Raw genomic sequence first — 12,879 nt, forward strand, 5'->3', positions numbered from 1 at the left:
TCGAACGATATCTCTCTAAGGACTTGAGATACCAGTCAAAAGTACCAGAATCCGGTATCCCATATAGGCAAGTGCTGTCAAACTGCGATTGCCAGCAACCAGGGGGAATATTCAATGCCAGTGCCCTGTGATTTCCAGCAGAATGCTTTACTGGGCTTACTGCCTGAGGAGGAACTGAATCGACTGTTGCCTGATTTAGAGAGGGTGACGCTGACATTGGGCCAATCGCTGTCTGAATCTGGACAGCATATGAACCATGTTTACTTTCCACTGGATTCCATCGTCTCGCTGCTGTGCGTGATGGAAAATGGCGCCTCGACAGAAATTGCCGTTGTCGGCTATGAAGGGGTGGTAGGCGTCTCGCTATTCATGGGCGGCGAGACCACGCCCAGCCGGGCGATCGTTCAAAGTGCTGGCCAAGCGTTACGCCTCAAGGGGCAACTGCTCAAAAACGAATTCTACCGCGCGGGCCCAATGCAGCGACTGCTCTTGCGCTACACCCAAGCCCTGCTAACGCAGATGGCGCAGACAGCGGTATGCAATCGCCATCACAATGTCGATCAGCAGCTATGTCGTTGGTTGCTGCTTAGCATTGACAGGTTGCCGGGCAATGAATTGATCATGACCCAGGAGTTAATTGCCAACATGCTAGGCGTGCGCCGTGAAGGCGTGACCGAATCGGCGGGTAAGCTCCAAAAGGCGGGTTTGATTTCCTATAACCGTGGCCGCATCAATGTTATTGACAGGCCTGGGCTGGAGGCTCGCGTCTGCGAGTGCTATGCGGTGGTCAAAGAAGAGTATGACCGACTGCTCAATCACAACAACGTTATGTAAGTGATTAAGCCAAGCTAGCGGACTATTATAAAAAGGCATCTTAGCGTTATGTACGCTACCGTGCCGACGCTTGATTTACCCAATGTTAATATGCAGATATGCCATCAGCTTTTAAGCATGGCCGATCTGCAGCCGACATCAAAATGATTTAACCCTCATTGTGCCGTTTGCCAGGTTCTTTCAACCGGAGAGGCACATGACGTCTTTTATGCACGTCCTTAATGCCAACAGACTGCTTACTGAGTTACCTGCCGTCGAGCGGGATAGCTTTATGGCCGTTTGCGAAACCGTAGAGCTTTCATTTGGCGAAGTACTCCTCCAGCCTGCCGAGACGATTACCCACGTCTATTTCCCTATTGATAGCTTCATTTCCCTAATTGTTGTACTCGATTCCGATAACCGGCTAGAGGTCGCGATGGCAGGCCGTGAGGGCATGCTGGGTAGCTCACTTGTGTTGGGCATCGAAGAAACACCAATGCTCGCGCTGGTTCAAGGGGCGGGATCGGCCCTTCGCATTACTGCTGAAAATTTTCAACAACTACTACTTAGCAGTCCTGTATTACATCAGCGACTAAAGCGATATATCTATGTAGTAATGAAGCAACTGGCAACGTCAGCGGCGTGTAATCATTTCCATCAGATTGAGGCGCGTCTCGCAAGGTGGCTGCTAATGACTCAAGATCGCGCAGGGTCTGATCAATTGAATCTGACCCATGAATTTCTGGCCATGATGCTCGGTGTTAGACGTGCAGGCATTACGCTAGCGGCGATAGCCCTGCAGGCGCGCGGACTAATCCGCTACCAGCGCGGAACAATCACAGTGCTTGATCGTCCAGGCCTCATCGAGGCGTCGTGCGAGTGCTATAGCAAAGATTGCGCGCTTTACGCCAAAATATTGCCGATATGATTACAGCGCCCTAGCCGCCCAGACTTTCATTACAGCTCTTCTCCTCTGCCCTTCCCCACTGCCTCTGTTATTAATTTCCGCTCTCAAATGTCGTGCTCTGGCGTTGAGCGGCTATGTTCGCCATCAGACAGATATCCCTCTCGCCCTACCTCTATTCTGTGGTAGGCGAATACGTGTTCGCTTCAGGCAATGCAGTCAGCCAGCTCCCTCCACCACCCAAAAGAATTAATAACATGGCTCAGAAACTCAAACCCATTAACCTCGCCCTTCAGGGTGGTGGTGCGCATGGCGCTTTCACTTGGGGGGTTCTAGATCGGATTCTTGAAGATGGACGGTTGCAGATCGCCGGCATCTCGGGCACCTCGGCAGGAGCAATGAATGCAGTGGTGCTAGCCGATGGCTTCACCCGTGATGGCCCAGAAGGCGGACGGGCGGCCCTCGAACACTTCTGGCAATCCATGGGCAATGGCGCAGTAAACAGCCCGATGAAACGCACGCCCTATGACATTCTTATGGGCTACTGGGGGTTAGAGAACAACCCCGTATACCACGCGATGGATGCGCTGTCCCGGGTAGCCTCGCCTTATCAGCTTAACCCCATGAATATCAATCCACTACGCGACCTGGTAGCAAAAAACATCGATTTTGACCGGGTGCGACGATGCACTGCGTTCAAACTCTACATTTCAGCTACCAACGTGGAGAGCGGCAATGTCAAAATCTTCCCACGTGAGGTGATAACGCTGGATATGTTAATGGCCTCTGCCTGCCTACCGCACCTCTATCAAGCAGTCGAGATCGATGGCGTGCCCTATTGGGATGGCGGCTATATGGGCAACCCTTCACTGTTCCCTTTCCATGGAGAAACCGGCACCAACGACATCATGGTCATCCAGATCAATCCGATAGAGCGCAAGGGTGCACCGAAGAACTCCCAGGACATACAGAACCGAATGAACGAGATCAGCTTTAACAGCAGCCTGCTCAAAGAGCTGCGTGCAATCGACTTCGTGGACCGGCTGATCCGCCAGGGCAAACTCTCCGCTGATGAGTATCGTCAGGTGCGTGTGCATGTGGTGGAAAACCAGGCAGAACTAATACCGCTGGGCGCTTCATCAAAGATGAATGTGGAATGGCAATTTCTCACCAAGTTGCGCGATCTTGGCCGCGAAACCGTCACCCACTGGCTGGATGAGAACTTTGCCACCATCGGAGAGCGTTCAAGTGTCGATCTTCGGCAAATTTTTCAAGGTATTGGAGCGCAACATCAGGGTTAGAGTTGGCAATCGGGGATGGGAGATAAGCACATATGAGGCGGGAGAAATGAACACATAACGCCATGGCTTTTTAGAAATGGTGGGCCCAGTAGGACTTGAACCTACGACCAAGGGATTATGAGTAACATGCTCTATGGTTTTATCCTGTTAGACCCTCCCCTACCAAGCTATGAATTTCTTTACTAATCAACTTATTATGATTTTACCCACATTTACGAACCTCTGCTAAACTTTACCTGTTGTGCCTACATGATGCCTACACAGCAGGGAGAACAACACTATGGCTAAGCTCACGAAGAAGAGCGTCGAGGCGTTCCGGTGCCCCGAGGATAAACAGCAAGCGTTTCTATGGGATAGCGAACTGCGTGGCTTTGCTGTTCGAGTCACTAAGGCAGGCGCGAAGAGCTACATTGCCGAGGGTCGCATCAAAGGTTCGGGTAAGTCCCGTCGCGTCACTATCGGAGCCCACGGCAAATGGACGTGTGAGGAGGCGCGCAAAGAAGCTCGTGAGCGCCTCCGTGAGATGGATCAAGGGGTTGACCCACAGGAGACCAAGCAACGCGAAAAGATACTTGGCGTTACCCTTCGCGAAGTGATGCAGGGCTACCTTCAAGACCATGACCTCCGCCCTAGCACTAAAGCTGACATAGAGAAGCACGTCACCCGCAACCTTACAGCTTGGGCAGACAAACCAGTCGCTAGCATCACACGCCATAAAGTAGCTGAACGCTTCAGAGAGATGTCAGAGCGCGGACCTGGACAAGCAAATCTAGCTTTCCGCTACCTGCGAGCCCTACTCAACTACGCGCGTGAACGCTATCGCACCTCTACCGACGAGCCCATTCTGCCGGAAAACCCGGTAGCCGTTCTTAGCGGCATGAAAGTGTGGAACAAGGAAAAGGCGCGGGAAGACCACATTCCTAATCAAAAATTGGGGGCGGTATGGGAAACGCTACTAGCGCTTGGCGATCCCAATATGCGCAACACTAATGATCGCACGACCACAGACATTGTCATCTTTCTTCTACTGACGGGTGCCCGCTGGAGCGAAGCTGCGGAACTGACTTGGAACAGAGTGAACCTTGATGAAGGTTGGTGGCACTTGCCGAACCCGAAAAACCACAATTCGGTGACCCTACCTCTAAGCACAGTAGCCCTCAAACTGCTAGCAGCAAGGCAGGATTCGGGGAGCAAGTTCGTATTCCCAGCAAGAGGGAATCGCAACCGCCATGTGACAGATGCTCGAGGCATATTGACGAAACTGAAGGCAATAGCGGAAGTCGAGCGTCTGACACCGCACGATCTCAGGCGCACCTTCACGCGTACAGCTAGGCAATGTGGGATCGAGTTCGTTAATGTCGAGCTGCTCACCAACCATGTGCCCAAGTCCATCCTTGGTAAGCACTATGCAGAAAGGAGTGACTTACGTTACCTAAAACCACAAGTACAGCAAGTTGCCGACTGGATCACTAGTGATTATAAAACAAGTTAAGTTGTTTAGCTGTAAGTTTCATTACAACAACTATAAACAAAACCAACTATACAAAACCCTATAATTAAAACATTATAAAATTAACACTTGCGACTACATAAGCTTCGCACTAACATATAAAACGTAGTTAGCGCTATGGGGTGCAACGCCTCTTGGCTTATCGGTAATCATATTGATAAGCACGCCCGTATTAACCGTCAGTGGGCAGCGCGACCAGTCGGCAAATAAAACCCAACCCAACCCAACCCGAATTTGCCCTCAACCCAACCTTGCCAATGCAACTTACTCTAAGCATGGCAAGGTCAGCTCAAGGACTGGTCCATGACTACCAATACCACTTCAATTAAATTACTTAACACTACCGAAGCTGCCAATCAGTTGGGGTTGAAGAAGAACACCCTAGAAATATGGCGGTGGCGTGGCTGTGGTCCCGCATATAAAAAGATCGGAAATAGTGTCCGATATTCTGAAAGCGACCTTCTTGATTACATAGAAAGCCAGACGCGAAATTCTACGTCAGGGCATGCAATTTAATCCCTTCTTAGAGAGGCCCAAGGTACTGCCAATACTTTGGGCCTGTCGAAAAACATTAATCTTACCGCCGCTATACAAGATGCGGTTAAGCATCTGTACGCCTAGTGTAAGCATTAAGGAATTATTATGAGCAGCCCGACCGATCAAAAAAAAACCCAGACCGAGCAGTTTGGAGGAAAAAGTGCACACCCACAGGTCGCACACGACCCGAGCCAATACCCTAGCGGCAACCCTACCGAGAAATCGGCCCCTGTCGCCCCACAGCCCGGGCTATGTACGAATTTACCGGAAGAGCTAAAGCAGGCTAAGCAATGGTGTGTTGCTGGCCCAGACAAAGCTCCTTACGGGTTAGGTGAGGGCGAGTCGCTAAGACGTATAGGCGTCCATGATTACCACAAGTTTATGGAGTTCCAAGATGCGGTTTCTATTTCTAATAATTCCCCCAACACTGGCATTGGCTTCATTGTTACTCATAAAGATCCTTTCACCTGCATAGACATAGACTTCAAGGACTACCGTAACGAGCCGAACCCTGCTAAGCACAGCACGCCCGACCAGATACAGCGCTTCAACGCTATCGTGGGAGCCTTTGATACTTACACAGAAGTATCGCGTGGCGGGCTTGGTGTGCATATATGGTGCAAGGGCGGTCGTGGCGCTGGTGTACGTCGTGATGGTGTAGAGGTCTACAGTAAAGAGCGTTTCATCGTCTGTACCGGAAACGTAATGAACGACCGGCCGCTTGAAGAACGCGGGGAATTGGTTGCGCAGCTTGTTAGCGAAATTGAGCGAGCACGCGGCGCTTCCCTTGACCCCAGCAACATGGAGGAAATGCCTGAGGACTACGACGATGAGGAAATCCTTGAGCGTGCACGCAACGCGGGTAACTGTGACAAGTTTAATGACCTCTACGCTGGTAATTGGGACAGTTACATAGAGTACCCCAGCCAGTCCGAAGCAGACCTGTCGCTCATGTCCATGTTTGCCTTCTACAGCCGCAGCAATGAACAGTGTAGACGCTTGTTCCGGGGTAGTGCGTTGGGTCAGCGGGATAAGGCTAGCAGGAATGACCGCTACCTTAACCGGACGCTGTCCATAGTACGGACGCGCCAGCAAGAGGAAGATGATCCCAACAAGGATTACCACATTAAACACGGCGAACAAGTTGCTGCCGTGCTCCTTGAAGCATTTGATCGACGCCAAGAGGAGCAGCGAGTAAACGAAAAGGCGCAGGCGAAGAGCCGCATCAAAGTTAGCTCTGCTGCTGAGTTGGTGAAACGCCCTCCGGTGCGCTGGCGCATACGTGGAATCCTTCCGGAAGAAGGTTTCGCAGCTCTGTACGGCCCCCCAGCTTGTGGCAAATCTTTCCTCACGCTCGACATGCTGGCGCACATTGCAGCAGGCCAGCCTTGGTTTGGCCACAAGGTAAGACAAACGCCAGTCGCCTATGTGGCATTCGAGGGTGGGCACGGCGTGCCTCAGCGCGTCAGTGCGTTCCAAAAAGCACACTGGATGCCTGATCAGCTTAGCTTTATCGAAGCGCCCACAATCAGCCTTATTGAGCCCGCAGACCGTGACGCCTTGATTGAAGTGCTTCAACAGCACCTTCTGACAGGAGGTGTCTTATGTATCGACACACTTGCAGCCAGTGCCCCCGGTATTGATGAGAACAGTAGCGAGGGAATGGGCAAGCTTATCTCGGAGCTACAGACCATCCAACATGAGGTTGGCGGATGCATTCTTGTCGTTCACCACACGGGCAAGGACAGAGAGCGAGGCCTGCGCGGGTGGTCAGGCCTACAAGGGGCATTGGACGCGGCCATTGAAGTAGCCCGAGATAGCAGTGGAGTCCGGTCTTGGAAGCTCACAAAGGCGAAGGATGGCCAGGATGGCTTCGGTGAATCTTTTACCCTGAAGCAGGTATTAATCGATCACAACGAGGACGGAGATCCGATCACCTCGTGTGTCGTGGCGCTCGCCGCTCAGTACAACGCTAATGACCACAGTGTGCGAGTTGCTGAAGAGAATGACTTTGTGTGCGAGTGGGTGCGGAAAGAGGTCGAAGCGGGAAAGTTTCCGAGCGGGCGCTCACTTGAGAGGCAGCGAGATCAAATGAAACCACAGATGCAGCTAACCCAAAAGCAATTGAGGGACGCCATTGCCAGGCTTGTCACCGAGGGGCGTCTGCAGGAGGAAAAAGAGAATGGAAAGCCATGGCTCAGCGCGGTTGAACGAATGAGGGCGCGTTAGTGCGTTGGGGTGCGTTGTCGGGGCGTTGGGTATCGTTAACGCCCTTTTCGCAGACCCATACGCACAGCACCCCCGAGGGGGTGCGTTGGTGCGTTATACCTATAAGCAACGCCCCTTTTTAACGCACCCCGAAAGCGGCGATCAGCCATGTAAAAATCGCCGCTTATCTCGGGTCGGGGCGTTGCGCAGATGGTTCGGAAATCACCCGTCTTTTTAAGCTAAGCGCCATCGCTTTACCTACCGCCTTTTTCTAACCATGTGTTCAATACACTGCCCCAGCATAACCGACGCCCGCCATGCGCTCGTACAGGCCGCCTCCCCGGCTCACCCAGTACACACGCACTACCGAAACCCCGATCGCGGCCTGTGCGAGCTTGCTGGAGCCGTAGCACTGGCGCTGGGGGTTCGTTTTACCCGCCAATTACCACATGCCAGCGACAACGACCCGCTCCGCCCTCAGCATCATGCAACCCCCCCCCCCTGTGGTCAATACCCGCAACCAAGCCCCCGCTGAAAGGCTGCCCAAGGTATTCCCTATAACATGTTTTTAATGATGCATCTTATTGTTTTTATTGCTTTTTACAGGTAAATACAATACTGTTTGTAGTACATATGCAAGCATTGTGCCAACAATAGGGTAGCCAACATGAAAATCCGCTCAGACGTCACTCCGTCACTACATCCAGCTGTTATTGAGAACATCGAAAATTACTCTAACTATGAAGGCTATCTTAGAGGAGCCCGCGAAGCGTTCGAACTCGCTTATGCAGAGCTAGGCTCAATCCACGAGGCAAGGCAAAGTGTGGCTAAGAACCCTACGCTGAACGAAGCTGCCAAACTTTTAACAGTCGCCGAATTCGCCAGTAAACGCCAAGATAAAATCACCCGCAGCTTTGATATGGCGAGAGAACATCTGTCCTCTGCCGCAAACGCTGCGGAGACTGCGCTTAACGAGCCCATGAAAGCACCAGCTCATTCTGCAATTAGTGCCGAGATTAGAGCCCATGCGAAAGGCCTTTCAGATGAAGATCGTTTGGCATTTATCAACCACGCCCTAGCTTCAGAAGATGTCCAAACCCTGTCCGCAATGCTTGGCGCACCCGGTTACTTGAGCGGCCTTAAGGAAGTATATCGGACAGCCTACACACGATCCTTTCACGAGCAACAGAATCCCAACCTAGTCAAACGCCTTGATGCCACCAAACGTGCTTTAACTCTTATTGATAAACACTCACCTCTTATCTGGAGCGAGGTAACCAAAGCTGTTGGCGCCAGCTGGGATGAAGTAAATCACATCAAGAAAGCAAAGGAAGAGTCAGAGCAAGCCTTCCAGGCGGTTTAATTCACTGTAGTTTTCCTGCAAATAACAGAGGTGATGAACATGACCCGTCTCAACGTCAAAATGACCCAACAAGAACTGGCAGCCGATGAAGAGCTTGTCGCCGCCCGCATCCAATATGAAGAAGCACGCGAGCGCCTTCGTAAGGCAGAAGATGCCATGAATCATCAAATCCTTTTGGCAACTGCCCGTCGTGAGCATCGAAGCTCAATGGAAGATATTAAAACGTTCATTGCGTCGCAAACAGCGCAGCGCAGCGAAGTGGATATCGTGAAGTCTAAACTAGCGTTGAAGCGCTAACATACCGTCAATAGGGGCGGGCTACCGCCCTTCTTATTTGAAGGCGATTACTATGACAACCCCCGAACATCAATGGAAGCCCGGACAATCAGGCAACCCTAATGGGCGCCCGAAAGGGAGTTTGAACAAGAAGACTCAAATTGCCACTGCACTAATGGACAGTGGCAAAGAAATTGCACGCGTGGTCTGCGAGAAGGCACTTGAGGGAGATATGCAAGCGGCGAACATTGTCCTTAGCCGTTTACAGCCACCCTTGAGGTCACGGGCGGAACGAGTCAACTTCCAACTTGATTCTGACGCCCCCTTGACTCAGCAGGCACGCCAGGTTCTTGAAGCTGTATCGACTGGAGATATTGATCCTGAAACAGGAAAACTTTTAATCGACAGCATTAGCGCCTTCGCCAAGCTGCGTGAGCAAGATGAACTTGCCACTCGTCTAGAGCTGATTGAGATGACTCTTAACCGAGCCCATGACATTCAGCCACCCCTCCTACCTGTGGGAGTACCTAAATGAACGACTTGCCAACTCTTCGCTATGAAGATCACAGGGGACTCCGGATTTATGCGACAACAGACGACCCTGACCAATATATTCTCAAGGTCGGAAAAATTACCGATGTAGTTACGCAAACAGACCCTCGTTGCACCCCGCAACAACTGTATGCGGCAGTGCTTGAGAGAATCGAAGAAGCAAAAGCGCAACTTCAGCGGGAATATCCTCATCTCTTTGAGGATAATTTTTTTGGGCAGTTCGCTACCGTAATTGCTTGGAGAGGTGAAATGAAAGGTGAAACGCTACGCCGCTTAGAGGCCGCCGAAATAGGTATGCAGGGATTAGACCGCTGGGCACGCCAGAGAAGCTACCAAGACACGCTTGTAAGTTCTTTTTGGCTCCAGGCTGAAGGCCCGGACCACATGACGCGGGTGCGAGCACTTATCAAGCTGGCGGATATTTATGGCATTACGGCCCCCGACCCAATCCGAGACGGTAATGGAGGCGTCGTGCTCGTTGAGGCTACCTAAACTGGCACAGGCGACGATCGATCACCGTCAGGGCATTGTGTTGCTGCCGGTATTCTAGCTGGCCTTGAGCTGCCGCTGCTGGAGGCGTGTTAAAGCCGCATTGACGCTTGAGCCTACCACTCTCGCGAGTTGCACTGGGACAGCGTTCCCGATTTGTCGCATGGCCTCTCCCCAAGCTCCTTCTAAGTTGTAGTCGTCAGGGAAAGTCTGTACGCGAGCACTTTCTCGCACAGTAAAATATCTTATGGAATCATCTTCAAACCGAATCATATTCTCGCCACCCGGAACCCCGTGCCCGCCAGCCTTGAGCGTTTTTGACGGCTCATCAATAGGGCTGCCTGTGTGGCCAGGGTAACTCCTTGCTCCGCCTTTGAACTCGTGATTGAGGTGGTTGCTTGCAGATGAGTGCTTAGGGTCAGGTAAGTCGGCAAGCGCATCCCGTACCGTCACCCATGGTTTTTCTGTTGGCTCAAACATCCCATATAGACTCCGCAGAGCTTTAACACATTTAAAGGTCTTGGGATCAAGATCGGGCGGAGCCATGTTATGCCGCTTCCAATAGTCACCGGTAACCCATTTGCTCCAAAGCAACGCATCCTGTGAGTGGGTTGGGTCAGGGAAGGACCAGTCTACATCTAGGTCTGAGCGAAAACCGACGATAAACACACGCTCTCGTTTTTGCGGTACGCCATAGTTGGCGGAATTGAGTAACCTAAAGCAAACTTTGTATTCCAGCTCCGTTTCACCCCTGCTTGTGTGATGTCTTTCAAGCTTTGACAAGTGCTCAGTCCAGCAATCAGCGCCATTCCTTTTAAGAAGAGGGTACTGTAGTTGTAGGAGAATATATTCAAAATACTCAGCAAAAGACTTGCGAAGCAGACCCTTAACATTTTCAAAAATGAACGCCTGGGGCTGGAGCTCGCGAATTGCCCGCACGGCTTCAGGGAATAGGTCTCGGTCGTCGTTGAAAGCCTTATGGCTACCGCCTAAGGAAAAGGGCTGGCAAGGTGGTCCGCCCGATACGAGAGTGACATCCTCCTTAATGGACGTGTAGTCGAACTTGCGGATGTCGCCAGTATGAACGGACGCTCCACTTTGCCCGAGATAGTTGGCAGCTAGTGTTTTGCAGGCATCACGATTGTTCTCAATGATAAAAGCAGGCTCAAAGCCTGCTTGCTCTAGGCCGATTGCAAGCCCTCCGCCACCGGCAAATAGTTCAACTGATCTCATTCAACTTATCTCATTCTGTAGCTACCAATTTTCTCAGCTATCTGGTTTCTATCTCTGGGGGCGCCGGTGAGCTTATGAAGCCAAGGACGACCGGGGTGCAGAGTGTCCCATTCAGAAGGCTGCTGGTTTAACCTTCCCTCTCCGGGAGTATGGATTCCAAAGCCGTCAATATATGAGTTCCATAGCGGGTGGAACATGCGAATCAGCGTCGATTCCAGTGCTGGTATCAGATCTTCCCCGATACCTGTCATCACCATAAATCTACACTTGAAGTACTCGACGGGCAAACCACCCTGATCAATGCTTCTCTTGTGCTCAAGGAGCCTATCACGAAGCTGCTTTTTTGCAGTAGTTGATTTGCCTTGTCTTGATCCAGATGGTACCGCTTTCCCAACATAAACCGGGTAGTCATCAGAGAGCACCCCGTTATAGATTGTATCTGCGCCGCTGTCGACATAAATGGCGTAAACGCCTACCCCATCGAACATCGGGAGAGAGCTGATGGGGTACTGTTCGGTGCTCAAAAATTGCTTCGCTGCTGGCACCAAAATTTTATCTATAAGTTCTTCATCAATAGGAAGTACGTTATTACTACTGTCAAAACTCATTATAGTTGATCCTTTGGGTAATAGGATCAACTTATCAGAGCTAAGAAAAAATAGAAAGAAGGGCTTATAAAGCTACGGGCAAGCACACATGAAGGCCGTTCTGCTCATATGAAAAAGCCCCAGGCCGTGTGACCTAAGGCATTGAACTGGAGGGCCTTGCTAGACTTGAATCAACGACCATTCGATTAAGAGTCGAGTGCTCTAACCAACTGATCTAAAGGGCCATACTGCAAGCTGCTTGCCTACATTCCGACTACATGATCAGAAGAATACGATGGTAAATGTTTATAAACTATTGATTTAATTGGTGGGCCCAGTAGGACTTGAACCTACGACCAAGGGATTATGAGTCCCCTGCTCTAACCAACTGAGCTATAGGCCCGAAAAGCGTGCATATCATAGCGAATGTGACCGAGTGAGGCTAGCCCCATTGCGCTATCTTGATGTCATTACGGCACTTTATGTGGATTGGGCAGTCTGGAGAGTAGTTCTTTATGCGGAGACGCGCTGTGAAAGCATTGATTGCTCTATTTCCTATATTGTTGGCGCTGCCGGTGCACGCTGACTGGCAGCTTGATCCTGGCCAGTCGCGGGTGCAGGCATCGATTACTCAGTTGAACGGCGAAGCACCGCAAACTCATCATCACCAAGTGCGCGATCTGCAGGGCGATATCTCCAACGATGGCACCCTGCGCTTGCCATTAAAGCTCAGCCAAACGGATGTGCTTGAACGCTTTGGCGAGCTGCCGCCGTGGATAGGCTTGCTGGCGAACACCACCTTGGTGACGCTAGAGGCACAAATGCCACCAGAGCGGTTGGACGGTTTGGATATTGGCGAATCACTGGTTGAGACGCTGACCTTTAGCGTTCAGTCAGACATGGTTAATCAGCAGGAATCCGTACCGCTGCGCTTTACCCGCGAAGGCCTGAATGAGATACGCGTGACCCACGCGGAGCCGATGGCGATGGACGGTCGAGCGCTGATGGCAAATAGCACGGTGCGCACCGTGATGTCGTTGCTGGGCTATCAAGAGATTGACGAGCATGTGCCTGTCACCCTCAATGCGCTCCTGGTTAATAGATAA

The 12,879-nt window shown here is 51.4% G+C and carries 13 protein-coding genes and 1 tRNA gene; 11 read left to right on the plus strand and 3 right to left on the minus strand.

Annotated features, from left to right (window positions below; genetic code table 11):
• Positions 1–114: 114 nt before the first annotated feature.
• From QHL1GM_RS07935 to QHL1GM_RS07980, 10 genes are all read left to right on the plus strand, one after another.
• Positions 115–834: a Crp/Fnr family transcriptional regulator gene (locus QHL1GM_RS07935; RefSeq protein WP_071693983.1), complete on the plus strand. Its 720-nt coding sequence runs from the start codon at positions 115–117 to the stop codon at positions 832–834.
• A gap of 196 nt (positions 835–1,030) precedes the next feature.
• Positions 1,031–1,741, plus strand: coding sequence for a Crp/Fnr family transcriptional regulator (locus QHL1GM_RS07940; RefSeq protein WP_083570991.1), 711 nt, complete (start codon positions 1,031–1,033; stop codon positions 1,739–1,741).
• Positions 1,742–1,974: 233 nt separating this feature from the next.
• Positions 1,975–3,018, plus strand: a complete 1,044-nt coding sequence (locus tag QHL1GM_RS07945; protein ID WP_071693984.1) for a patatin-like phospholipase family protein — start codon at positions 1,975–1,977, stop codon at positions 3,016–3,018.
• Between the two features lie 280 nt (positions 3,019–3,298).
• Entirely contained in the window at positions 3,299–4,510 is a 1,212-nt protein-coding gene (locus QHL1GM_RS07950) for an integrase family protein (RefSeq protein WP_071693985.1), read from the plus strand.
• Between the two features lie 321 nt (positions 4,511–4,831).
• Positions 4,832–5,044 carry a helix-turn-helix domain-containing protein gene (locus QHL1GM_RS19910; RefSeq protein ID WP_071693986.1) on the plus strand — a complete coding sequence of 71 codons (213 nt, stop codon included), beginning with the start codon at positions 4,832–4,834 and terminating at the stop codon, positions 5,042–5,044.
• 126 nt (positions 5,045–5,170) lie between these two features.
• Entirely contained in the window at positions 5,171–7,294 is a 2,124-nt protein-coding gene (locus QHL1GM_RS07960; protein WP_071693987.1) for an AAA family ATPase, read from the plus strand.
• Positions 7,295–7,940: 646 nt separating this feature from the next.
• Positions 7,941–8,636, plus strand: coding sequence for a hypothetical protein (locus QHL1GM_RS07965; RefSeq protein WP_071693988.1), 696 nt, complete (start codon positions 7,941–7,943; stop codon positions 8,634–8,636).
• A gap of 39 nt (positions 8,637–8,675) precedes the next feature.
• Positions 8,676–8,933 carry a hypothetical protein gene (locus tag QHL1GM_RS07970; RefSeq protein WP_071693989.1) on the plus strand — a complete coding sequence of 86 codons (258 nt, stop codon included), beginning with the start codon at positions 8,676–8,678 and terminating at the stop codon, positions 8,931–8,933.
• A 52-nt stretch (positions 8,934–8,985) separates the two neighbouring features.
• Positions 8,986–9,447, plus strand: coding sequence for a DUF5681 domain-containing protein (locus QHL1GM_RS07975; RefSeq protein WP_175540367.1), 462 nt, complete (start codon positions 8,986–8,988; stop codon positions 9,445–9,447).
• A complete protein-coding gene (locus QHL1GM_RS07980) occupies positions 9,444–9,956 on the plus strand; it encodes a hypothetical protein (RefSeq protein WP_071693990.1) in 513 nt (170 codons plus the stop codon). Before QHL1GM_RS07975 ends, QHL1GM_RS07980 begins: the two co-directional genes overlap by 4 nt.
• A 54-nt stretch (positions 9,957–10,010) precedes the next feature.
• On the opposite strand, the gene QHL1GM_RS07985 is transcribed toward QHL1GM_RS07980, so the two are convergent.
• The 3 genes from QHL1GM_RS07985 to QHL1GM_RS08000 all read right to left on the minus strand — a co-directional run bounded on the left by QHL1GM_RS07985 (position 10,011) and on the right by QHL1GM_RS08000 (position 12,176).
• Positions 10,011–11,186 carry a DNA cytosine methyltransferase gene (locus QHL1GM_RS07985; RefSeq protein WP_071693991.1) on the minus strand — a complete coding sequence of 392 codons (1,176 nt, stop codon included), beginning with the start codon at positions 11,184–11,186 and terminating at the stop codon, positions 10,011–10,013.
• Positions 11,187–11,191: 5 nt separating this feature from the next.
• The gene (locus QHL1GM_RS07990; RefSeq protein WP_071693992.1) at positions 11,192–11,794 is read right to left on the minus strand and encodes an Eco29kI family restriction endonuclease; all 603 of its coding nucleotides are present in this window, start codon (positions 11,792–11,794) and stop codon (positions 11,192–11,194) included.
• Between the two features lie 305 nt (positions 11,795–12,099).
• Positions 12,100–12,176: transfer RNA gene (locus QHL1GM_RS08000), tRNA-Ile, on the minus strand.
• A gap of 112 nt (positions 12,177–12,288) precedes the next feature.
• Here QHL1GM_RS08000 and QHL1GM_RS08005 point away from each other — a divergent pair.
• On the plus strand, positions 12,289–12,879 hold the full coding sequence (locus tag QHL1GM_RS08005; RefSeq protein ID WP_071693993.1) for a hypothetical protein: 591 nt from the start codon (positions 12,289–12,291) through the stop codon (positions 12,877–12,879).

The sequence above is a fragment of the Halomonas sp. QHL1 genome, from assembly GCF_001882345.1.
Lineage (GTDB): Bacteria > Pseudomonadota > Gammaproteobacteria > Pseudomonadales > Halomonadaceae > Vreelandella.